Source organism: Candidatus Krumholzibacteriota bacterium (assembly GCA_034520215.1).
Taxonomy (GTDB): Bacteria; Krumholzibacteriota; Krumholzibacteriia; order Krumholzibacteriales; family WJIX01; genus JAGHBT01.
Genome location: JAXHNR010000002.1, coordinates 366,273 through 390,437, shown reverse-complemented (window position 1 = coordinate 390,437; position 24,165 = coordinate 366,273). Strand labels below are relative to the sequence as shown.

The following is a 24,165-nucleotide window of genomic DNA, read 5'->3' as shown; positions in this document are numbered from 1 at the left end:
TCTAACCCCCATGTTTATCATTAGTTCTATTTATCATATTGAATAAATAAAGACCAATCCTAAAGTAATATTTATCATTTTTTAAATCAGGTTTGGCTAATAGGAGCCCCTGATTTGTCGCTTTTAGACGAATGGCGATTTGCCTTAAAGCGCCTTTTGGCCCTTTCTCCCCGATATCCCATTCAGTCCAATTCCCAACAGAAAGCCCAAGCCTGCTTTCAAAATCACTATACCTGGTTTCATTTGATATTACAAGGCATTCAAATTTATCTTTAGAATTATCTAATTTTAAATCTATTGGCTGATAATTAATTTCCAGTTGTACAATATTATCTGTAGTTGCTTTTACTGCATTTGCTAATAATTCGTGCAATATGTCATCATAAAATTCATCATATAATCTTCTTTTATTTTCATCAACATTATCGATAATACGTAGATTTTCAATATTACTAGCGTTCAACTCGAAAGGCACATCAAAAGTCTTTATTTCATCTTTTAGATGTTCGTGAATGTTGTATGGTCCTTCATCTTCTTCCGGAAAGAATCTGGAATCCACTTTTTCGATCTCCCCGTTAACTTGAAACAAGTTAGCCATAAAATCCATTGTTGTTGAACTATCTGCTGCCTTTTTCGCGCTTGCTCTCGCTTTACTTACCCATACAGCAGCTTCGGCCGAATCAAGAAGATCAGGGGACAAATAATCTTCAGCGTTTTCAAGCTGCCCCCGAAGTCTGGTAAACCTGTCTTTTTGAGTATGGCCAACTCCATAAGCACTTTCAGCAAGAAGAAGGTTTCTTTTTGTAGTCTCGTGCCTGTGTTGGAGCACTACCGCTTCTGCTTTTGAAATAGAGGATATGGCCGTATCGGCCAGCAGACTTATATAGCTGAGAAGTTCATCCCTAAGCATAAAACTGTTAATTGCCAGCGTACCGGTACCGACCGGAAAATCATCATCTCTTTCTTCTTTAATTGCCGGCCCAAAATGCAACAGATAAAAATAGGGCGCCTGGTAAATAACCGACAAAGATAATACAAGATTGGCGAATTCCTTAAGAGAATAATCATGGCCCGTTTCCAAATTTTCCGTTGAAAGGTAATTAATGTTTTCTAGTTGTAATTTGTTCGACATTTTCCTTTCTGATTCATTGAATTTGCCATTTGATAGTGGGAAAAGGGCTGTTGATTTAAATTGTTCGTAGATATCCACAACCAGATCTAGAACATCTGGGCTAAGGAAATCAGCTGTCTCAGCCAGCTCCTTTTTTATGGAAGAAGAAGATCTTATAGAATCGTTTTCAACGATAGATTTGCCTGGAGCAATATCTGCTAATTTTTTCAGCTCTGTAAATACACGTTGTGCTTCAGCATCATTGGATGCTACTTCATTTAGTTTTTCTAATTCAAATGAGATAAATGATCTTACAGGTAATTTTCTCTCAATAAGTCGGCTACCAGTATATTTAATCCTGTCGAGAAATTTGCCTAGGCAATTTCGCAATTCTGGACATTCATGTATGTTTTCAATATCGGGATGATTACAGATTTCGTTTTCATTAGATTGAGATCTCAAGGTATCGCAATACATTTTAAAACCCGGATTTACTGAATGCTGCACTTTGCCGTCTGTCTTATCCCAATTTAAGAAATAGGGAATGGCCTTCCCGGCTTCACCGGAGAAATATGTGAAAGCCCCAGAGATAATATTCCAATTGTTCTTCAAATCAAGAGGATTTGCCTTGAGGAAAGGTAAAATTAATTCATCCTGTATAGTCCTGAAAGACAAGCTTAAGAAATTCTCAATATGTGCGGGGTAATCACCGGACTTCATTACACGGTCTAAATATAATCGAATATTTTTATGATCATTTGTATTTTTTAAGGAACGCAGGTATTTTGAGAATTCCATTCTTGGGCGTATGCGATGAACCAGGCTGAACAAATCCTTTTCCTTGCTCAAAAGCTACCTCATGCTTTTCTGTAAATACCCAAACGGTAATTGCCCAACACTGAATATACAGGCTCTATGAAACCCGCTTGTTTAACTAGGTCTTCGATGTAATCCAGATTCTGTATTTTGCCATGGCTGGTTATCAAATACAACAATAAATCAAATCCTGCAGGTGATGAAGTTAATTTATTATTAGCACTGTAAAAATAATCCAGAATCGCCAGACGGGAACCTTCATTAAGAACCCTAGAGCAACTCTCGAGTATATTAAGAATATTATCACTACTTTCATTATGAATTATATTTGATAAAAGAATAATATCATATTTCTCATCACTCCTTAAATTCAAATAATCTCCTTCAGTTAAAATTAAGTTCTTGGATATATTCCACTTCCCTGAAAATTCTTCTTTTAGAAGTTTAATAACAATGGGTCTATCAAGTAATGTTACTTGAGCATCTGGATGTTTTGACAATATTGCACGTGCATGTACGCTGCTTCCCCCACCTAAATCAAGTACTCTATCTCCAGATTTTATGTCGAGAGCATTTACAAGCTCTTCCGAAATGGGCATTCCAAGAGCATCCATAGCTTCAATATACGATTTCACAATTTCAGGAGAAACAGAGATATTCGGATCAATTGGCAGCGAAGATCCCTTTTTAAGTAATTTATCGAGATTCGCCCAATGATTGCTGAGCAACGAGTGAAATTTTATATAACCAGATAAAGACCTGTCTGGAAGAGATGTTTCTCTACCTAATGCCGTAAGACTTATTACATCGTTCTCATTATTGACTATCCCAATGTCACTTAAAGTTGATATCAGAGCTCGCATCCCTCTCTCATCAACAGATAGCTGATCCGCTAACTGGGGAATTGATAGACCTGACTTCATAAGAAGTTCCATAATTCCTAATTTCTTTGCCGCTAAAAGAGCATGGCCTGTCCACAACCCCCTTATCTGCCTAAAAATTGCATCTTCAAAATTGCTCAATTTTCTTCTCTTTCTATACTCTGGACCAATGAATAACCATTTTTTCAGTGTATAATAACCCGCGACTCGCTATATAACCGATAGCGCCGAGAATTATTATCACTGCATACATCGTAGGAGTATCGTATGCCAGTTTTGAATTCATAATTAAGAATCCAAGCCCTCTATTTGTTCCAATGAACATTTCAGCTACAACTGTCATAATAAGCGCTATCGAAAGCGCATTTCTTAAACCGGCAAATATTTGAGGCAAAGCATCAAAAAGAATGATTTTTGTAAATATCTGATAATCATTAGCGCGAAATGCCTTGGCCATAATAACTCTTGTCTTCGGCGCATTCCAGACTCCGTATATTGAATTAATTAATATTACGAAAAAACATGCAAACGACACTATAGCGACCTTTGAGCTGTCTCCTATTCCGAAAGCGAGAATGAATAGCGGATATAGAGCCGTTGCAGGAATAGAACGTGAGAAATCAATTAGAAATTCGCTATATTTATAGGCGCGTTTCATATAACCAAGAACAATACCAATGGGGATTCCGGCAGATGCCGCCACGGCAAAACCGGCAAACATTCTCCATAAAGTTGCGCCTGCTCCTTTCCAAAAATCTGCTTCCCCAAAGAGTCGCAAAACGGCATTACCCACTAGATACGGGCTCGGTATGTAGAGAGGATTCACCAGGCCGGATGAAGATATTAATTGCCAGAGAATTATCGCTGCCAGGGGAACCATTAATCCCCTTTTTATATTAACCCAACATGAAATTTTCATTGGATCTCCTCATTAGCCTGGAATATTTCTAAGACTTTATTCCTCATCTCGTTATAAGCAACAGAACCGGCCGTTCGATCTCTGGGCCTCTCCAGAGTATTTGGTATCACCCGCAATATCTTGCCAGGGCGCTCAGACAGAACGACTATCTTATCTGATAGATAAACCGCTTCTTCAACATCATGAGATACGTGAAGAGTGGTTTTATTCGTTCTCTGCCATATCTCTTCTATGGTAGCACGCATTCGAAATCTTGCTTTTAAATCCAGTGCGCTCAATGGTTCGTCCATTACCAGTACGTCCGGGTCCGAAACGAGTGCTCGGGCTATTGCTACAAGTTGCTGCTGCCCGCCACTCTGCTGGTATGGGTAGCTTCGAAGATCAATATTTAAATAAAGATCTTCAACTATTTGTTCAGCTCGATTTCTACTTTCCTTTTTGTCTATTCCAGATATTTCTAAAGGAAAAGCAATATTATCAAGGCAGGACCTCCAGGGAAGTAAAGCTTCTCTGTAATTTTGGAAAACAAACCCAGTGAGCGCCTCATGCGGCGAACGATCGTTAATGAGGATCGAACCGGTACTTGGTTCTTCAATACCGGCAACACACAACAGCAGGGTTGTTTTCCCGCATCCATTAGGACCGAAAATAGTTACAAATTCCCCTGATTCTATTGTTAGATCAATCCCTTCAAGAGCAGAAATGTCCTGGCCATTTCCCCCGCTTGATTGTTTATATTTCTTGGTCAGATTATTAATTTCAATCGCATGAGACATAGTACAAGTCCTAACCCATTATCTGATGATTAAAAAACTCAGCTTTTCTTTTTCCAAACCAGCCGCGACGCATCGAGGTTACTGTTTAATTTAAGCCAATCAATATCATAAATATAGTCACATGCCCTCTGAAGCTGCTGAACATCGATCTCGCTGTGCTTGGCATATTTTACTGGCTCCATCGTCTTGGCGATTTCAACCGGCAAATTCGTCCATTCAGCGAGCGATTCCACGGTTTGATCAGGATTTTCGCGGACAAAATCTATTCCCCGCGAAATTACTCTCTCCACCTTCGCCACTATTTCAGGATATTTTTCTGCAAATTCACGATTAACCGACGATGCGGCCGCAGGAAAGTTATCAAAGATATATCTGGCTGAAACTCGATCCGCTAATACCTCAGCATCGTACCTTTTCTCTATCCCGCTTGTGATTGGATCGAGTGATAAAAGAGCGTCTACTGATTTAAACGCTGTCATCTGCTCTTGCGGCGGAATCTGGACAACATTAACGTCTTTTTCTACATCTATGCCGTGTTCACTTAAAACGGCCTCCAGGAATATTCTGAAATTGACTCCAGGGAATATACCTACGCTTTTCCCCTTTAGATCTTCTATGCCGCTAACCCCGATACCTTTCTTTACCACAAGTGTGGGCCCACGCATGGGTGAATCTAAAGCGTCCAGGTCTAGAGATAGGAAGAGCACCTTATACTCCCCTGTGCGCATCATGGGAAGCAATTGGGTAACCATACCTAAATCCGAGGCGAAATCAACATCTCCGGCCATTACAGCGTTAGTAAGGTCACTGCTTCCCCTGAATATTTTAACCTCAACATTTAAACCTTCGTCTTCAAAAAAGCCCCGGTCCATTGCCACGAAGAAATCTATGGACGGAGAAATTGGCCTGTAGCCGAATCTGATAGTGCGGCTCTCCGAAACTTCCCTCTGAGAAAGAACTACAGCCAAAACAACTGCCACAATTACTACAATTATTGCTGATAAAGATATAATCTTTTTTGTGCTCATAATTCGCCTCCCTATTTTAAGAATCCACCTTCATTTTAACCAACCTGCAATTCGCAGCAAGGATCGCCATAAAGACCTCCTGTCAAATAATAAGACATAGTTCTGCACCCTCCCCGGCAAATATCTGATTGTTCACACGCAGCACAATCCCCAGCAAGAAATTTCCTGTCAAAAGTTCTGTTGTAACTGAAGGAATCATTATCTTCCCAGATCTCTTTCAAGCTTTTATCTCGAAGATTCCCGGCTGTAAGTTCATCTGGCATGGTTAAACAACCTGTCACGTCACCATTACTTCTTATTCCGACCATGAGAACGCCCGCATAGCAGCCAGTCCAAAAACCAAGCCCTTCATTTCGCGCGGTTCGGATAACTTCTTCCTTATCTCCAAGATAACCGACGTTACATCCCGCATAAGTCAACAGGTTGGAATTATCCTGAACTTCGGCGATAAAGTCTACAAGCTTTTTAGCTGTTTCCGGCTTCAACCAACTTTTTAATTTGTAACGCCCGCAGGGAATTGGCAGTTGTAATTGCCAGTATTTCGCTCCCCGAGATTCCAATATCCTCGCAAGGTCATTGAGTTCATGAAAATTCTCAGGCAGTACTACCGTTACAGCACATACTGAGATACCGGCCTTCACTGCCAATTCAGAGGCTCTCAGAACTTTTTCAAAAGCATCATTTCTTCCTCTTAATCGGTTGTGGGTGTTTTCGAGGCCGTCAACGCTTAACCCTAATGACCTTACTCCAGCATCTCTTAACCGATGGACCACTGAATCATCTACGAGCACACCATTAGAAATTAACGTGGTCTCAATCCCGTTAGATACCAGCCGGGAAGCTATTTTATCCCAGTCGTCGCGTAGAAACGGTTCTCCGCCCAGAAGTGTTACATTCTGGCATCCCATTTCAGACAATTGGTCTGCGACTGAGAACGCTTCCTCTGTATTGAGTTCATCTGAAAGTTTCTGGCCTGCAGAAGATCCGCAGTGCGAGCAGCTCAGATTACAACCAAGCGTCAGTTCCCACGAACAGCGCCGGGGAACCGGTTCCAGCTCTGAATTTATTTTTTTCATGACTATCTCAAACTCTTTTTAAGAAATTCGTCTTCTTCATCCCTGCCTGAACCTGCATGACTGTAAATGTCAGAAACAGTAGGCATTACAGCATCTTCCGCCAACTCGGGATGCTTACTGACTAAATTAGTAATCAATTTGCGTCTTTTTTCTGAAAAATTTGCCAAAATAGAATTTTTTTTCATTTAAATGCCTCCATTTAGTCCATCGTTAATATTTGCATAACTTATTGTATTAACTTAGCTTATTGTAATAAGCACAACTTAATGCATATAGTTCGACACTTTTATCTTTCGCTATATATCAATATAGATATTTATATCCGGACAATAGCGGACAAGGGTTCACGATTTTGATTAAAAAAGAATCAAAAGAGTTAAAAAATATGGTTCATTAAGTGAATTCATTCGTGTTATACAGAAGGCTTATAATGCAGTTATTTAGTTATACAGTGCTGTATACTGTATGCCCCAAGTATTAATGATAATTGGAAAAGTACATAGAGTGTTAAATGAATTGTCATGATCGAAATATAATGGAACAATGGTTTTACATGAAATTTACGGATACCCTTTCAGATATTCGACGTGAAGAATATGGCTATTACAAATACTTTGTCCATAATTTCGTTACATCTTTTTTTACTGAAGAAAAAGTAAATCGGAAAAAAGTTCTTGACTATCAATAAAAATAATATAAATATAGACAATAAAAAGATATGAAGCAGTCCAATATTTGGGCATAACACCTATGAGGCCTTCCCTTGTCAAGGGATAAAATTCTCCTCCTTGTTAAAGGTGAAAATAGCCGATTAATCTTTATTATACCTCAGTGGTATGCTGAGGGGGAGGCCTCAATGAGTATCAAGTGGCTGCTCTTGACGGCGGAGGCACCGTGCAAAATTTAGAATTAGTCGTTTGTCTCAATTTCTGTGGTATATTGATGTTCTGTGATCGAAATCCCCGCCGCAAGAGAGCTGCAGCGTTAGCATTCTCGATGGGACATAAAATACAGAAAATCAGATTAAAAGTGTAACGAGTGAAAAGATGAATATGTTTTATGATACCAAGCACTTCTTCAGTTATAGCAACTCGCAATGGGAGGAAATAGAGCAGATTATAGATTCATTCCAGAGGGGGCTCTGTTGAATTCAAAACAATATAAGTCAACTAAACTTATCCATGGTGGCAGCATATTAAAGGCTATGTCTATGATTTTTTTTATTGGTTTTCTAGTGCTGCTGATTATCAATTTCCTTATTCTTCTTTTGGCCACAATACTAGGTGAGCACATTTCTGGAAGTGACTTAATAACTGCACTTTGGATTAGCATTCTGTGTCCAGTTTTTCCGTCACTAATATCTGGGCTTGTCCATTCAAAAAATAAAAAGAAATTAGCATATTATGAAGAACAGCAAAAACTAGTGAAAGAAGATAAGAACCGACAAAAATACCCGGAAGAAGTAGACAAGAAATTCAATTCCAAAGCATTTATGAATGGAGTTCTCAGTGGGGATATTAAGCCGGCAAAAACAACAAAGGATAAAGATAAAAACGGATCTCCGTTTATTTGGTTTGATTTTCCAAAATATAATTGTCAAATTCATGCTCATTACAATGATGAAAATTATGAAAAAGTTGGAAAAGCACTTATAATCCTCTATTCAAGGGATAAATCAAAAAATATCTTTATAAATAATTATGAGTTAGCAATTTTACGTCACTATATTGAAATTAATTAGACCATTCCTAATATTGAGGAGTGATTGATTTCCTTAATGGGTTTTTCTCTGTAATTGATAATGCACTAATATCTAATAAGTTAAAGATTTTCTGGGATCATGCAACATCTTTTCTGTAAATTCTATCAGCGGGCCATTCGTTTTCCATGTTTAAATACCTTCTACCGGTCTCCCATTCTTCACTGATCTCAGATAAAACTGCACTGACCAGCCGAAGAAGCGACGCTTCATTGGGGAACAGCCTTGCTACTTTGGTTCTTCTCTTTATCTCTTCATTCAATCTCTCCAGACCATTGGTAGTTCGGAGTCTTCTTCGGTGACTCTCCGGAAGCTCGAAGATGGTGAAGTGTCTAGCGTCAACTATTTTTTCTCTTTAACGACAATGAATTTTCCCTTTTCTTTCCGGTATAGTTTCTGGATTTTCTTGTGGCCGATTTTGTTTTTTTATTTCTCCTTCCTTTGTTTGATTCTTCTAATCTGTAACTGGCTAGATTGAGTTCAAGTATAACGCTGTGATGAACAAGTCGATCTATGGCTGCGGCAGTTACCATTGGATCTTTGAAGATTTTCTCCCACTTTGAGAACGGCAGATTGCTTGTGAGCATCACACTGCCTCTTTCGTATCGTTCTGCTAGCAGAACGAACAAAACTTCCATTTCTTCCCGGTTCTGCTGCACGTAGCCTATATCATCAATGATGATCGCGTCATATTTTGACAGTTTTTTCAGTAGTCGCTTAAGTTTCAGGTCTCTCTTTGCTTCCAGTAGATCCTGGACCAGGGGACTGCACGGTCTAAAATAGATTCTCCGGCCCTGATGGATCAGTTCCTGCCCTATTGCACAGAGAAGGTGAGTCTTGCCAGTGCCCGGATTACCAAAGGCCAGCACATTCTCTCTGCGGTCTATAAAAGAACCTTCCAGAAGTACATCGAGATGAGCGTTAACATTACGTGGAAGACGGTTCCTGTCGAAAGTATCTATTGTTTTCTCCAACGGCAGCTTCGATTGCCGTAGTAACCGGATTACACGGTTTTGGGCTCGAACCTCGCGTTCACGCTCCATAACTTCTAACAGATAATGCTCATAACTTAAGCTTTCCCGTCTTGCCTCTTCAGCCTGATCTTCGTAACACTCACGGACTGTCGGCAGCCGGAGAGTCTTGAGGCATTTCAAAAGAAGATCTCTTTGTTCTGCTGCTTTCAGCATGTCGCCACCTCCTTTTCACCGAGAAGAGCGTCATACTCACTGAGATCCACATCTGCTATGTTCACATCAGTGGCAGGCTCCGGTTCATTGCCGCTGAGTGCTATCTCCTCGACAGAATCGGCTGTAATGATGGCATTCCCATCAGCACACGCAGCGCATCATTAACACGCTTTTCGTTCTCTCTGGGTGCCAGATATAGTATCCGAAGATATTCTCTGCTCGCCTTTTGCTGTGAATGCCTCCTTTTAAACGCATCATAGGCCATCCTGAAACGGCTCGTTGGGAAAAGATCATCTCGGTAGCGGTAGTTCTCGAAGGCTCCCGGCTTCCTGACAAGCCAGTCTATTATGTGCCGGTATTGGATATAATGCTTTCCTTCACCTCTCTGCCGGGGGATGGTCTCAACCAGGCGTTGAGCGTACCAGACCTCAAGATGCTCAACGTAGAGCCGAACATTGACAGTCTCTCCGATCAACCGGCCGTCAACTGAGTACACGTTATGGTTAACCCTTATAGTACTCCCGCGTGTTACCCTCGCATCAAGACGTTTGCATGCCTCATGACGTCTTTCTGGTAATCGCCGCAGCACCTTCAGCTCCTCTTTAAAGCGCTCCCTGCGGCCAGAATTCAGCTGATCGTATATCTGGCCCAGGAAACCGGAATATTCATTTCTGTCGGCAAAGTCCCTGCTGCCACGAAGCATTAGAGACTGCTCTGCCGCTTTCTTGAACCTATAATGACTCTGCTCAATATCACCATTCTCGTTCGGGGATGCTGTCTGTATTTTCTGGCCCCTTAGACCATAGTGTTTCAGCAGACCTTTATAACGCCGGGTGAATTCCTCCGGATGGACAGTCTTATGAACCGCTGTTGTTAAACGATCAGTCCTGTGTGATACCGGAACTCCCCCAAGCTCCCATAGCGCGTTCTGAAGACCCTCTGAAAGACTCTCAAAACTCTCCGAGAAACATATCGTCCCTGTCTCCCAGTTCGAGTACGGCAGGATAAAATGGTAGATCAAATGATCAAACGGTTGCCCCCCGATAGTGATATTCAACTTGTTCATACTGGTGAAATCAGACTGGCAAAGAACACCAGGCTCGTATACCTGGTCAAAAAACACTTCCTTCGAGGGCCCTTCTGTAGCTCTCCACGTTTTTACCCTTCGTTGAAAGGTGCGAAGCTGCCCATCTGAAAATCGCCCCCGATATTGTCTCTGCAAATCCTTAAACAGTGTCTTCGCTTCCAATCCGGGATTCAAGCCCAACATGGCGCTGACCTCATCCCATACCTCCGCAAACGGATCCCTCCTGGTTCGCCAACTATATTCTCGCTTTAATTCACTCGGTGATTTCCCCAGTTTCCGGTACTTCCTCGCTGTCTTCTCATCCATACCCGATTTCGCCGCAGCTACCCTTAATGTTTTCTCATTTTGTAATAGTTTCATCAGTAATTTCACCTGCCTGTCCGTGACCATCCAAGCCTCCTTATTCTCATGACTTGGACAGTCTATCAATTCCCTTAATAACCGGGAATTCTAATTGTCGCCAGACGGGAAAAATAATTGTCGCTAGACACTGAAAGCTTTCCATAAGATCGGGAGAAAGAATTATCTGTTTCCCAGCTCAAACCGAGAAGTAAAACGAGCAGCAATGTTTTGCTCATTCTTTGCAAGCTTTTTAACCTAATGGAGCTAATTTGTATTGTATTTCTGATTTAGTGATTTTTTTAATCTCATTTATTGAAATTAAACTGTCCTGATAGTATATGGGATATATTTGATTATTATCGTATTTAGCTACGATATCGAATATGTATTTTTGTAGAATTATTAATGTCTCTTTTTTTCTTTCGTATAACTTTAATGGCATGATTTCATTCTCAAAGTTTATTAGCATTGATTGAATGTCTATGTCATTGGAATATGGATACCTATATTTTATTGGGAATATTGATTTCGAGAAACAAAGGATTAGAGAAAAGTGCCAATATGCTTTTGATCTATCAATATAGTGTTCTTCATTTATCAATTTTAAAACTCTACCAAGATGGTAGGACAATAGATGTAACCAAAATCTCTTAATAGATTCTTCTATCCAATATGAAATTTTTTCTTTAATATTAACATTTTGCCACAGGTATAATCCTTCTGCAAATTTGCCCGCAATAATGAACCATCTATTTGGATCATAAAAAGGATGATCAATAAAATGTTTAATAGAAAAAAGACCAATAATATGTTCATCAATTGGGATAATCGATCTATTAAAATAATTAAACTCTTGTTTCCCTTTAAATACAATTTTTGTAATATCAAAATCACTGGGCTCTTCGCTATATAATGCTGAACCATATAGAATAACACCAACACAATAATAATCAGAAGAATATATATCAACGCACTCTTTTAAATGAGCTTGATAAATTGGCTTGAGTTGTTTTGGAATTAATGAATATGCTTTTTCATTTTTTGGTGAGATCAATACTTCTTCATCATTAACTGTAGCTTCTTTTTTATTAAAAAGGGCACGAAGCATGAGAAAACCTCTATCCTTTGAATTTTTAATATAAGTATTCCAGTTAATTCCCCAATGCTCTTTCCATCTATATGGTTGAACAAGATGATCATAATGCCAGACCAAAGATGGAGCCATACTAATAAAATTGACAGTTTGTATTAATTTTCTCATTAGATCTGTATCCTCAAGACCCCATCCCTCAAACTCTTCATCATAACCACCTACTTCATTAATACATTTTCTTGATGCTCCACCAAAACACGATATAAATGTCGATTGTTGTAGTAAACCATTATATTCTCCCTTAGGAGAGGGTTTATACGATGGTTCATCAGAAGCTAGATTATCTATATCCTGATAATTTTGCTGCTTTAAATATTCATTAATAGTAGAGACTTTAGTATTTTGAGGAATATAGCGTCTCCAAGCACCACATAGAAATGAATGCATAGATATATTTTTGACGAAAAAATTAATTGCTTCAGGAGATACTATTATATCATCATCCATAAACATTACAAAATCTGATTTGCTTTTTCCAATACCAATATTTCTTGCTTTAGCCCGATTTGCTACTTTTTCTTCAATTAATACTACATTTTTAAACATTGAACATGTTTCGTGCAAACGGTTCTTTGTTTTCTCATCATCGCCATTACTTATTATGAATACATTGATTGGTTGAACAATAAAATTAGAGATTCCTAAAAGTGTTGGTAAAATTGATCCTTTTTTTTCATCAAAATTTTTATGGGTTGGGATAATTATATCGTATTCGATCATGTTTAAGCCTTAAGTTTTGATAAATAGTTAGTTGCCGTATGTAAAAAATTTAAAATATGAAAGACTTCCTTATCAAATGTAAATCTTTTACTTTCCACAATTTCATTATGAGTTCTATTGTACAATTCCAATTCTAATATCCTATTGGATTCAGATATAAGTAGTTGTGATTTACTTGAGTCATTTTCAGTTAGATATAATAAAAAGGAACGAATTATATGTCTAGAATATCTAATAAGTTCTAAATATTGATTTCTAGAATTGACATTTTGCCATTCCATTTTCATTTTCAATTTGTTCTTATTTTCTTTTTGATAAAACTCCCAATACCATATCTTTCCTTGACTAATTGAAGTAATGGTATTATTAATATCATTAATTAGGACTTTTCTATCAATACCTCTTACATTAATGATCTGTGACAATTCTTTGCCAAAAAGTCTAGAATTATTCATTAACCAACTACACAAGAAAGGATGTCCTTTTTTCCTTTGGATTGCCGAATATTCAAAAAAGAAGAAATGGATTTGTTTTTGTTTATTATTGTTTGCTAGCTTAATTGGTCCTTGTTTAAACTCGGGAATAAAATTTATAGAATCAAAATTATTGCTTAGTTTTTGTGATAACAGCTCCGCTCTTTCTATTGCTACCCGCAACATTTCAGTGTCAAGGTAATCAAAAATAATTGCCACATCAATATCTTTTGGGTCAATGAATAGTTCCGCGTCATGAAAACTCCCTACAATAAAGCCTGAATCTCCTATATCATTATAAAATTCTACTATAGAATTCTGAATAATATCTTTCCATGACTTAAATAAGCAATTAACCATGAGTTTTTTATATGTTTTAGTTTGTAATTCTAATATTTATTTATCATTTATCCATAATTATAAGAAATTCGATTTTTTCTGTCAACGGGGGAAGTGCGAACAAGGGGGTTTTGCGCCCCATTTATACTGTGCTTCGTCGCCATTATTCTGATTTCAGGGATGGAGAAATTTTCTTCAGCCATGTTCCGGGCCCATAAAGCAAGTTTGGATGTGGTGTAGGGAGATAAGGCCAAATCAGACCACACCCCACCTAACATCCTCTGTAGGTAACACAACTTACGCTTAATACGCCCCGCTTCAGGTTAGCGGTGAGCTGCAGATCTGGAGCGGAGGATAATAACGGGGAGGAGGTTGATCGCAGTGATTCCAGCCAAAGCGTCCGTAGAATCCTATCAATTACCACCGGATCGGCGATAAAGGAAATAATCCTCATTTTTCCCTCAGCATTTTTTGCAGAGAAGGTGGTCCTCTTTCCAGACTTTAGCTATCAGCTTAGCCCAGCTTATCCGTCTTGACTTGCTGTATTCACTCTCACCTGATCTCGAGAAGCCTTTTGCCGGCGGTGTCAGTTCTTTTCCATCCTGTGTTGTTCTGCGCCTGCCGGAGGCGTTCGAGTATGGGCCGTAGTATAAGACAATCCTCTCATGGGGATCCGGGATTTGTACCGAAAGCCTGGCGATAAACCTGAGTACATCCAGGACGATCTCATCACCGATTGCAGGGTTACGTTTTTTAATCCTGACCTACTGTGCTTCTCTGTGATAGATTAGTCGTGAGATTACTACGGGGCTCCTCATCATATATCTGGCAACCCGGGTGAGTGCCTCTTTGTCACCTGCCCGGATCGCTTCTGAGATATGAACATTAAACCCCGAATGCCTTTGCTTCTTGAAGTACTTGAGAGGATATCTCTCTACAGGAAGATCTTTAAGCTCGCTCTTCTCGATCTCCTCAAACAGCTCCCTTCTGGATACTCCAAGCCGCGTGAATGGCTTATCATTATGACGCCCCAGAAGTGGAAGGATCGCTTCGTTTATCTCCTCAACAGAGTGGAATATCTCGTTTCTGAGAGGCGCATATATTCTCTGATAAACCAGCTTTACCCCGTTCTCAGCCAGTGCCTTATCCCGGGGAGCACCAGCTCTGGCAGGAAGTATCACCGTCCTGTAATACCCGGCAAAATCATCGAGGAGATCATTAATGCCCGGTTCATACCTGCTGCTGAGAGTAACACCGCTTTTTAAGTTGTCAGGTACTATCGCCGCCGGTACACCGCCAAAATACCACATCGCCCTCTCGTTGGACCTGATCCAGTCTTGCTTCTGCTGCGTCATGGACTCCTCCTTTAGGTTATATTGTAACCTAATTGGTGTCTAGAAAACCAGGGGAAGCCCATTCAGCACTGGGGCATCAGGCATGCGTCTATGGCCACAAGGTCGGCTACTTCCCCTGCTCAAAGCTGTTCGCTAATCTTAAGCTCTCAAAAGCAGATGGAACTTATCTGAAAGAGCTGATCAAAATAAGAAAGCTTGATGTCTTTATAATCGACGACTTCGGCCTCGAGCCCCTCGACGCCCCCAACCGCCTCACCCTTCTGGAAATCCTTGAAGACAGGCATGGCCTGAAATCATCAATCTTCGTATCTCAACTGCCAGTTAAAGACTGGCACAAGATAATCGGTGATCATACCATCGCAGATGCTATCTGTGACCGGGTAGTCCACAGCGCTAAAAGAATCGAACTGAAAGGAGAATCTGTGAGAAAAATGTACTCAAATCGTTGATTCAAACCTGCCACTTTGGTATGGTTAAACAGCAGGGAATAGAAAGTACCTCAGGGGTGGCAGGTTAAAACCGGAATGAGTGGCAACTTTCACCGGAATACACACTTTTCCTTAAACCTTGCTGATACCCGACAAAAAATCGAGGATTGAAGGTGCGAGCACAATACATTCAGGCCGCACAGTTCACTTGGGAGCATGCCCCCAAGTGAGTTTGCTTCTAGACAAATGAATGAATAAAGAAAGATTAGCTTTGAGCGTGGTAGATTATTAAACGGGGGAAGGTCACATGAATGAGTTTAATGTTGAAAGGTCACTACTACAAACCAGGTTTTGAGTAGGGTTAAAAGTAAGCTGGCTTGATATAATCAGAATGATATACTTAGGCTACCGTAAAAGAAGAATGCTTAAAAAATTATAAAACGAAAAATTGTTGGCACAATCTTTATTACCAAATATCTTCGTTTATAAGTTTAGGGATACCATATTGTTGAAAAAAGTATTTTCTCTTTGCACAAATTAGATATTTCACCATTTCAAATTTAGCAATAATACGCTGCAAAGTAATACTCAAGCTCCTTTCGTCATCTACATCATATAAAAAACCAGTCGCCTCATTTTCAATTGATTCTCTAAATACCTCTAAATCCGGTGCAATAGGGACTTTACCTAAAAGCTGTGATTCACGAATTATTCTTGATAAACCTTCTCTTTGCGACGTTACAACCAAAATGTCCGCCTTATTCATAAAATCTAAGGTTTGTTCATAAGGTAACCATGCGATATTTACTACATTGTTTTCTATGTCAATAACAGCTTCATTAAGATGAGGATTACCAATTGCTAAAAATTTTAGATTTTTTCTATCCTTCATAATTGAAGCAAGTCGATAGAATTCATTTATTTGTTTCCCTTCTTTAAAATTTGATACATGCATTATTTGAATCTTTTTTTGACTACTTACTTGTTTTCTTTTATAAGAATTGAAAAGATTTGTGTTTAATCCATCGCCAAAAGGAAGTGAACTACGTATATGGAATGATTTCAACAAATCACTTAAATATTTAGATATTACAAATACTTTTTTCATTTGAGATAATGTGTTTAAAAAATAATCTCTTTCAATACTGCCATAGTCTGAAAGTTGAGTTATAGGCGATCCATGACAAAGGCAATAAAAAGGTACATTCATTTTTAATAAGTAGCCCTCTAAATACCATAATATTGACTCATGCATAATAAATACAATATCTGGTTGAAATGAATTTATATAGTTTAATATCTCAGGTGAAAACCTTTTCCCAATTTCTGTAATTGTATTTTGATAAACCCTTTTTGAAGCAGGCGGCAATTTATTTTTTAATTTTACTAAAGAATATTTTTTTGTCTTAAAATACTTGTCTACCGGCATTTTTGCATGCACTTCTAAGAGCGGAGAAAGAGCAATTACTTTATTGCTTAATGATAACTTATTGCATATTTCATGATTAGTAATTGCAGCTCCGCTTCTACGAGGTGGGAAAAAACCAATAGAAAGTATTTTTTTAATTACCATTTTCCCGTTCCCAAGACATCCAGATATTCAACAATTTGATAGGTGTGATAGGAATATTTTCTGAAACTAAATATTTTTTAGGGTATGGTAAATCAAAACAGACCCCTGTTAGCTTTTCAACTGGAATAAATACTTCCTTAGATGTATTTATCCGTTCTATTATTCTTTTTTGTGATTTGAATATATTTAATAACTGCGATTTTTGATAAACATCAATATTATTAAGTTTAAAAACAACATCATTTAAATTTTCATAGGAATATTCATAATAGAATCTCCCATTGTAAGTACCATACATTGGAAATGAATACATATTAAATCGAAGATCTTTTGAAATTTTTCTAACAATAAAATACAAAAGATCGTGATCAGGATGTCCAAATTCAAGATGATGACTAATTATTATTGAATTCGTAATAACATTCTTTACTACTATATTTTTTAAAGAATGATACAATAGAGAGACATTACTACTCAAATACTGATCTATGAAACTTAAATTTACAGAGTGGTAAGAATAAGAATAAAATAAATTATCAAATTTACTCGCCTCATTTTCTCTTATATTTACAACTAATTCCCTCTCCTTATTATTTAAATAATAAGGAGCCCCCTTAGTAACTCTTATAACACAAATAGAAAAACCTTGTTCCAGAGTTTTTAAAATTAGGTTACCACAAGCTATCGCTTCATCATCGGGGTGAGCAACAACTATTATTTTATTTTTTTTATAGAATTCGTCTCTAAGCATAGCTACAATTGCCTGCACAATATTTTCTTAAATAGCAATCATAACATTTGCTAGAATATAATTCTCTCCTAATATTTATTTGCAAGATATTCCATAACTCAATGAAATTCCCATCATCAATTTGACCTACAGGAGCCCTAGTTACTGGACAATTCTGAAGATAACCATAACTGTCAATAGAGCAAAATGCTCCTCCCATCTTGCATCCAAAAAAAGCTACCCTTTTGTCTGAGTTATAGTTATGTGAATCATTATATTCCAACTTATTGGGTAAGTTTATTTTTTCAATTACGCTATCAATTCTTTGGAAATCTTCAAAAGATAACGAGTACATGTCTATAAATTCTGGGTCTAATGTTTTGCTCTTCAAAGGAATCAATTTTATAATATCTATGTTTTGCTCTTTTACTAATCGTGAAAGATAATCAATACAATCTATATTAATTTTTGAAACTGCCATTGAAATACCCAGCTTTATATCATGTATTTTAACTTCTCGGATCGTATTAATCGCTTTAACAAATGATCCTTTTCCTCTTATACTGTCATGTATTTCTTCATTTCCGTCTATTGATATGAATATTTCAACGTTGGGATAGCATTGCAATAGCTCGTAGAGTTCATTACTCCAAAAATATCCATTCGACATGATACGAAAATAGCAATTATTTTCAATTAATAATTGAAGTATCTCCTTAAAATGTGGATGTAATAGTGGTTCTCCTCCAGTGAGCTCAAAATTTTCAATGCCAAGATTTATTAGTTCATTTAATATTGAGATGTTAATCCCTTTTTCATTTCTTTTTTCAGTAATACAACAATGTTTACATCTTAGATTGCATTTATTTGTTAATTCAATAATTGCATTTAGAGGCTTTGCAATAAATTGAAAGCCATCATATTCAACATATTCTTCGTTAATTTCTACAAGTTCTACTTCATCCTTTATCTTGCAAGGGCAAAACATGGATCTTAAATCATTAATTTGACTATTAGTTCTCATGTTGTAACATCCTATCGATTGAAGTCAATGCATCATTAGCAATAGAATCATCAACAATAACTTCATGTTCTACATTTTGAAGTGCACTTAAAATGTTTTCTATGTTATTTTCTTTCATTCCTCTACACAAATGTGCAGCTCCTGTAAATTTCTTATTTGGAAACATTTTGCTTAGAAATTGGACATAATTGTTTTCTGTTGCTATAATAAACTCGTTATTATTAGTATTATTAACAAATGATATCATAGCACTTGTAGAACCTATAAAGTCAGCACGTTCTTGGATACTGCTATTGCATTCAGGGTGCACTAGTAATTTAGCTTTAGGATATTTAGCTAGTTTTACATTAATTATAGAATCACTAACTTCTTTATGAACATAGCAAAATCCTTTTGGCACTGAAATATGTTTATTAGTATTTAATGAAATATATGAAGCCATGTTTTGATCTGGTACAAAAATAATATTTTTAGATTTTAATGACTCTACAATCGAAATTGCATTGCGAGATGTACAACATATATCACTCATAGCTTTAACCTCAGCTGATGTATTGACATATGCTACAACTGCAGCGTCAGGATTTTTTGATTTAATTTCCTCTAAGTAATCAGCTTCTACCATATCAGCCATTTCACAATAGCTATCTAAACTTGGTATAAGTACTTTTTTAGTCGGATTAAGAATTTTTACCATTTCTGCCATAAACTTAACGCCAGCCATTATTATTATATCAGCATCAACATCTTTCGCTTTCATTGCCAAATCAAGAGAATCACCTACGAAATCAGCCACATCTTGTACATCAGAAGAAACATAATAGTGCGCTAAAATAATAGCTCTCTTATTACTTTTCAAATCTATGATTTTATTTTTAATTTTGCATCTCCTATTCATACTAAATTTTTATTTCACCAGGTAATCTTATTCCGTTTTTCACAGCAACTAGGTGTGATTTTATATATGGTATATTTAATTTTTTATGATACTCGCTTGGAAAGTAATTATATAACCGCATAGATTGAAAACGACAATCAATGTTAGGGACATATTTAGAAAACATTTTATTTGTATAATACAAAAATGAATTATAATTCCAAAACGAACAGTGTGTGGGGTCTTGAAACGCTCCTCGACCATCCGTACTTGGAGTGTCAGATATTAGCCATCCTCCATGAATTAATATTCTATATATTTCATTCATAGTATGCACGGGGTCTTTTAAATGTTCTAAAGCATCTGTTGCTTTTACAACTGCTACAGAATTGTCTTTTAATGGAAAATTGCAATTTAAGTCTGAAATTATATCTCCTTGAGAAATATCCATACCGATATACCCTTTATTCGGTGAGTTACCGCAGCATATATCAAGTTTTTTGTAATTATTTATGGAGCACCATCGATCAATTAATAAATCGATATACTCGTCATATATTGAATAAGTAATATCATTCATAATATCAAGATTCTGCTTATAAGTGTTCTTGCTATGCTCTCTGTGCAAATACAAACACTTTGGTATATATTTAAATTTTGCTTTAAGATAAAGCTTGCATAATAATTCATGATCAGCTGCTACTATTAAATTAGGATTATGTCCATCAACTTCTTTATATAATTTAGTTTTCCATGCCCTAATATGGATAGGAGCAAAATAAACGAGAGAAATTGATTGAGCTGTTAACTTAAATGCCCTACAAACATCAAACTTTTTGCCATAAAACTCTTCTTGTCGATATAACCAACCATTTTTCTCTGAATTACGATGTGGCCTCCACGATTCATCAATAAAATCAGCAAAGTCGCTATACACAATCCCAACACAATCATCCTCAAAAGCTTTCTTTACCAATTTCACAGCATTCGGTGTTAATAAATCATCATGATCTAACTCCAAAGAAATTCCATCATCAACAAGGTTAAACGCATAATTTTTTATAGCACCAACATTATTTCTGGGTATGTCTGTAGGAGCTTCAACAACAATGACTCTATCATCTTGAATTTCTGGATTTTTCGCTCCACTATTTAAAACAATTAGCCATTTCCATTTTCTATCTGTTTGCTTTAGTAAAGATTCATAAGTTTCGCGCAAAAAAGAAATATTATGTGTAGGGGTTACAATGTTAAGATTAACCATCAGATAACTGCTCAATCTTTTTAAAATTTTACAACCATTTTGTACTTAGTTCACCGCAATAACTGCTTCCTTTTCTAAGCGAAGTAACGTTTCATAAAATTCATCATCATAATAAATATTATTAACTTTACACTTAATTATGCATTTTCTAATCGTACTTCCTTCACATGCTAATTTATAAATTGTGGCTTCTAACTGATTCATATACATGATGCTATCATCAAAAAGGAGTTTAACATAAGCATTATTATTATGATCATATTTCAATTCTCCGTAAGCACATCTTTTTATTGTTTTGCCTAACTCTGATGGTTGTCTCTTATGAAATTTTCTTTTATTACCTTTTTTTATTGCAATAAATTCATATCCATTTTCTGACATAATAAGATTATCTACAAGAAAATATTTTTCATTTTTCGACAAATTAGCAATTTCCTTTAAAAGCTCAGGATTATTGAAATATAGGTTTGGGTCCCAAGAAGTTTCGTTAACAAATCTTACAAAATCCAAATTGGCCCTATCCAAAAATCTGAACACTTCAGGAAGTGAAAATAGTTTTTCAAAACCTGGGGCAAACATATCAACCAAAAAATTATCACTATAGCAATCATTTAAAACACCATGGTTTTGTTTCCAGGAAAGAACCGTTCTTAATCCTTTGTTATTTTCATTTATTAAATCCCTAACTATAGAGATTTGCTCAGACAAAGTCTTTTCTCGATACAATAATGATAAAGCATTCTGGATCCTTAAAACGTCAAAACGTCCATTTAATGAATATATATAAAATGCAAAAACACATGAATCAGTACATAGCTTTAAAATATTATTAATTCCGATTAATGGATTTTTTAAATGATGGATAACGCCACTTAAAATAACCGCATCAAATTTTATAGGGAGATTTATAGTATATATACTTCCCACATAAAACCTGATATTATCAACATTATATTTTTCTGCTAATTTTTTACCATACTCTAATATATTTTCACTAACATCTACACAATGTATCGTTACATTCTTATACTTAAGAGCTGCAGCTACCGCACATTCACATGTTCCACATCCCATATCAAGCACATTAATCTTGTCTTTAGCATACCAATCAATAGTACCAAATGATGAGTAATGAAAAAGCATTTCAAATAGCCATAGTCGGTCAAAGCGCAGAATTCCAGTATTTAAACAAGGGTAATCCTCATAATTAAGATTACACATTAACTATACCTCTTTATTTTCAAGAACATTACAGTTTGGTCTAGAAACCAAAATATCATTCATGATTAAATAATCCAAATTTAGAGTTTTAAATGCTACGATGGCCTCATTTGGAGTATTTACAATAGGTTCCCCTCTTGTGTTAAAAGAAGTATTTATCAATAAAGGAATACCTGTAATTTCATAATACTTTTTTAATAGATTATTTAATTCTTTTTCTGATTCTGTAACAGATTGAATCCTACTCGTATTATCAACATGCACAACTGCAGGGATTTGTTTAGCTTTATTCTTTCGAACGGGCAATGCAACATTCATGTATCTTAGATCTGGCAATCTTTCTGTATTTATTTCGAAATACTCTGCAATCTTGTTTTCTAGTATAATGCAACCAAATGGTCTCCACTTCTCTCTGCCCTTAATATAGTTAAGCTCATCTTTTCCTGAATTAGTATCAGCGGAGGATAGAATCGATCTATAGCCTAAAGCTCTAGGTCCAAACTCAATACCTCCTTGAAACCATCCTACATTCTTTCCATCTGCAAGTACTCGTGCTATAAAATCGATTGTGTTACTAAATTTCGAAAATTTAAGGTTGTGTTTATTCAAGCATTGCAATATTTCATTTTCCGAATAGATGTGGCCATTAGCAGATTCATGGTCAACATATGGTATTTCGTCTGAGTTCAAAAAATAAGCATAAACTCCTGCTCCAATTGAAGTTCCAGCGTCATTACTACCAGGGGGCACAAACACGGAGCTTACTTGTGGATTTAGCAATAACTTACCATTTGCAAGGCAATTTAGTGAACATCCTCCCGCAAGACAAACGTTTGAAATTTTTGTTTTTAAAATCCAATACTCGGCCATCGACAATAAGATTACCTCATATATATTCTGTGCTGTTGCTGCAAAATTAGCCATTGATGTTTTGTGTAATTCATCACAAATAAAGCCTTCATTTAAAATTAAGTGTTCAAACTTATTTTTTAAATATTTATTGATCTTCCTTGTAGCAATTCTAAATGTACATTTCTGGTCAGATTTAACTAAATCATTTACAATCGTATCATTTGCTGTTCCATATGATGAAAGACCCATTACTTTGCCTTCATCATAATGCGAGCTATATCCTATAAAATCTGTAAATGATTCATACATTGACCCTAAACTGTACTTCAAAGGAATTCTATGCAATATTTGAAATCCTCTTCTATAAAAAACAGAAATCAAACCAGATACTGTTTCGCCCTCACCATCTAATGAAATTACTAAAGCCTTTTCAAATTCTGATGAAGAAAATGAGTGAAATGAATGTGCTAAATGATGTTCAACGTTAATTAACTTATTTTTATTCTTATTTAGAATATTCCAGCTATTAAGTTTCTTGAAATGCTCACTATTTTTAAAATAATAATATGGAGCTAACAGATCGTCTATTGAAAGATACTTTAGACCATACAAAAATCTACGGACAAGATACTCTTCATTACTCATGTATGCAGTAGCTATACAATCAATATCTTTCATGCTTAGATTTGATGTTTTTAAGCAGAAATCAATAGAATTAATTGGTTCATGATGAGGAGCATGCTTTATACGTATAATTTTTTCTTCTTCTGCAGCAGCGAATAATTGGCCAGACTTAAGTATGCAAGCTGACGAATCCCAACTCATAGGAGATGTAATGCCAAGTATATTACAATCACTTTTCAAAATACAATTCCTAAAAAAATGTCAATATTTCCAGTTACGTAATTAAATGAAGAATTAAATTAGACTACAATAACCTGTGTATATTCCGGTGAAAGTTGCCACCCATTCCGGTTTTAAACTGCCACCCTTTGAGCCCTTTCTATTCCCTGCTAGGTTACCATACCAAAGTGGCAGGTTTGATTCAACGATTTTAGTACATTTTTCTCACAGATTCTCCTTTCAGTTCGATTCTTGTCTGGCGTCAAGCATTTTTTCTTTTCAACGACAATTATAATTCCCGTTTCTTTAAGGCAAAAAGCCCTGGTTATTT

Annotated in this window: 21 protein-coding genes and 2 pseudogenes; 3 read left to right on the top strand and 20 right to left on the bottom strand. The window is 36.5% G+C overall.

What is annotated here, in order from left to right; genetic code table 11:
* Window position 1 precedes the first annotated feature (1 nt).
* Genes U5O15_08280 through U5O15_08250 form a run of 7 tightly spaced genes read right to left on the bottom strand, consistent with a single transcriptional unit; the run spans window position 2 to window position 6,792 of the window.
* The gene (locus U5O15_08280; GenBank protein ID MDZ7860642.1) at window positions 2-1,960 is read right to left on the bottom strand and encodes a hypothetical protein; all 1,959 of its coding nucleotides are present in this window, start codon (window positions 1,958-1,960) and stop codon (window positions 2-4) included.
* 8 nt (window positions 1,961-1,968) lie between these two features.
* Window positions 1,969-2,949, bottom strand: coding sequence for a methyltransferase (locus U5O15_08275; GenBank protein MDZ7860641.1), 981 nt, complete (start codon window positions 2,947-2,949; stop codon window positions 1,969-1,971).
* 13 nt (window positions 2,950-2,962) lie between these two features.
* The gene (locus tag U5O15_08270) at window positions 2,963-3,727 is read right to left on the bottom strand and encodes an ABC transporter permease (protein ID MDZ7860640.1); all 765 of its coding nucleotides are present in this window, start codon (window positions 3,725-3,727) and stop codon (window positions 2,963-2,965) included.
* Window positions 3,724-4,503: an ABC transporter ATP-binding protein gene (locus tag U5O15_08265; protein ID MDZ7860639.1), complete on the bottom strand. Its 780-nt coding sequence runs from the start codon at window positions 4,501-4,503 to the stop codon at window positions 3,724-3,726. The genes U5O15_08270 and U5O15_08265 overlap by 4 nt, the downstream gene beginning before the upstream one ends.
* Before the next feature lie 38 nt (window positions 4,504-4,541).
* The gene (locus U5O15_08260) at window positions 4,542-5,531 is read right to left on the bottom strand and encodes an ABC transporter substrate-binding protein (GenBank protein MDZ7860638.1); all 990 of its coding nucleotides are present in this window, start codon (window positions 5,529-5,531) and stop codon (window positions 4,542-4,544) included.
* A gap of 35 nt (window positions 5,532-5,566) precedes the next feature.
* Window positions 5,567-6,607 (bottom strand): radical SAM protein, encoded by a 1,041-nt coding sequence (locus U5O15_08255; GenBank protein ID MDZ7860637.1) that lies wholly within the window; start codon window positions 6,605-6,607, stop codon window positions 5,567-5,569.
* A 2-nt stretch (window positions 6,608-6,609) separates the two neighbouring features.
* The gene (locus U5O15_08250) at window positions 6,610-6,792 is read right to left on the bottom strand and encodes a hypothetical protein (GenBank protein MDZ7860636.1); all 183 of its coding nucleotides are present in this window, start codon (window positions 6,790-6,792) and stop codon (window positions 6,610-6,612) included.
* Window positions 6,793-7,703: 911 nt separating this feature from the next.
* Between U5O15_08250 and U5O15_08245 the strand changes: the two genes are divergently transcribed.
* On the top strand, window positions 7,704-8,348 hold the full coding sequence (locus U5O15_08245; GenBank protein ID MDZ7860635.1) for a hypothetical protein: 645 nt from the start codon (window positions 7,704-7,706) through the stop codon (window positions 8,346-8,348).
* A gap of 97 nt (window positions 8,349-8,445) precedes the next feature.
* Here the strand turns inward: U5O15_08245 and U5O15_08240 are convergent.
* The 5 genes and pseudogenes from U5O15_08240 to U5O15_08220 all read right to left on the bottom strand — a co-directional run bounded on the left by U5O15_08240 (window position 8,446) and on the right by U5O15_08220 (window position 13,688).
* Window positions 8,446-8,667, bottom strand: a pseudogene (locus U5O15_08240) (transposase).
* 37 nt (window positions 8,668-8,704) lie between these two features.
* A complete protein-coding gene (gene istB, locus U5O15_08235; protein ID MDZ7860634.1) occupies window positions 8,705-9,553 on the bottom strand; it encodes an IS21-like element helper ATPase IstB in 849 nt (282 codons plus the stop codon).
* Window positions 9,547-11,000, bottom strand: a pseudogene (gene istA, locus U5O15_08230) (IS21 family transposase). Before istA ends, istB begins: the two are co-directional and overlap by 7 nt.
* Before the next feature lie 232 nt (window positions 11,001-11,232).
* Window positions 11,233-12,855: a glycosyltransferase gene (locus tag U5O15_08225; GenBank protein ID MDZ7860633.1), complete on the bottom strand. Its 1,623-nt coding sequence runs from the start codon at window positions 12,853-12,855 to the stop codon at window positions 11,233-11,235.
* A 2-nt stretch (window positions 12,856-12,857) separates the two neighbouring features.
* Window positions 12,858-13,688 carry a hypothetical protein gene (locus U5O15_08220; GenBank protein ID MDZ7860632.1) on the bottom strand — a complete coding sequence of 277 codons (831 nt, stop codon included), beginning with the start codon at window positions 13,686-13,688 and terminating at the stop codon, window positions 12,858-12,860.
* Between the two features lie 450 nt (window positions 13,689-14,138).
* Between U5O15_08220 and U5O15_08215 the strand changes: the two genes are divergently transcribed.
* Window positions 14,139-14,315 (top strand): hypothetical protein, encoded by a 177-nt coding sequence (locus tag U5O15_08215; GenBank protein ID MDZ7860631.1) that lies wholly within the window; start codon window positions 14,139-14,141, stop codon window positions 14,313-14,315.
* Between the two features lie 116 nt (window positions 14,316-14,431).
* Here U5O15_08215 and U5O15_08210 read toward each other — a convergent pair whose 3' ends face one another.
* A complete protein-coding gene (locus U5O15_08210; protein MDZ7860630.1) occupies window positions 14,432-15,022 on the bottom strand; it encodes a transposase in 591 nt (196 codons plus the stop codon).
* Window positions 15,023-15,057: 35 nt separating this feature from the next.
* On the opposite strand from U5O15_08210, the gene U5O15_08205 reads away from it, so the two are divergent.
* A complete protein-coding gene (locus tag U5O15_08205) occupies window positions 15,058-15,471 on the top strand; it encodes an ATP-binding protein (GenBank protein ID MDZ7860629.1) in 414 nt (137 codons plus the stop codon).
* A 445-nt stretch (window positions 15,472-15,916) separates the two neighbouring features.
* Here U5O15_08205 and U5O15_08200 read toward each other — a convergent pair whose 3' ends face one another.
* Genes U5O15_08200 through U5O15_08170 form a run of 7 tightly spaced genes read right to left on the bottom strand, consistent with a single transcriptional unit; the run spans window position 15,917 to window position 23,855 of the window.
* Window positions 15,917-17,023, bottom strand: coding sequence for a glycosyltransferase (locus U5O15_08200; GenBank protein MDZ7860628.1), 1,107 nt, complete (start codon window positions 17,021-17,023; stop codon window positions 15,917-15,919).
* On the bottom strand, window positions 17,013-17,792 hold the full coding sequence (locus U5O15_08195) for a PIG-L family deacetylase (GenBank protein MDZ7860627.1): 780 nt from the start codon (window positions 17,790-17,792) through the stop codon (window positions 17,013-17,015). The genes U5O15_08200 and U5O15_08195 overlap by 11 nt, the downstream gene beginning before the upstream one ends.
* Window positions 17,767-18,777 carry a radical SAM protein gene (locus tag U5O15_08190; GenBank protein MDZ7860626.1) on the bottom strand — a complete coding sequence of 337 codons (1,011 nt, stop codon included), beginning with the start codon at window positions 18,775-18,777 and terminating at the stop codon, window positions 17,767-17,769. Before U5O15_08190 ends, U5O15_08195 begins: the two co-directional genes overlap by 26 nt.
* Entirely contained in the window at window positions 18,767-19,675 is a 909-nt protein-coding gene (nadA, locus tag U5O15_08185) for a quinolinate synthase NadA (protein ID MDZ7860625.1), read from the bottom strand. The genes U5O15_08190 and nadA overlap by 11 nt, the downstream gene beginning before the upstream one ends.
* A gap of 1 nt (window position 19,676) precedes the next feature.
* Complete coding sequence (locus U5O15_08180; GenBank protein ID MDZ7860624.1) at window positions 19,677-20,918, bottom strand: methyltransferase domain-containing protein; 1,242 nt, start codon at window positions 20,916-20,918, stop codon at window positions 19,677-19,679.
* 45 nt (window positions 20,919-20,963) lie between these two features.
* Window positions 20,964-22,139, bottom strand: a complete 1,176-nt coding sequence (locus U5O15_08175) for a class I SAM-dependent methyltransferase (GenBank protein ID MDZ7860623.1) — start codon at window positions 22,137-22,139, stop codon at window positions 20,964-20,966.
* Window positions 22,140-22,142: 3 nt separating this feature from the next.
* A complete protein-coding gene (locus U5O15_08170; GenBank protein ID MDZ7860622.1) occupies window positions 22,143-23,855 on the bottom strand; it encodes a carbamoyltransferase C-terminal domain-containing protein in 1,713 nt (570 codons plus the stop codon).
* Window positions 23,856-24,165: the final 310 nt, after the last annotated feature.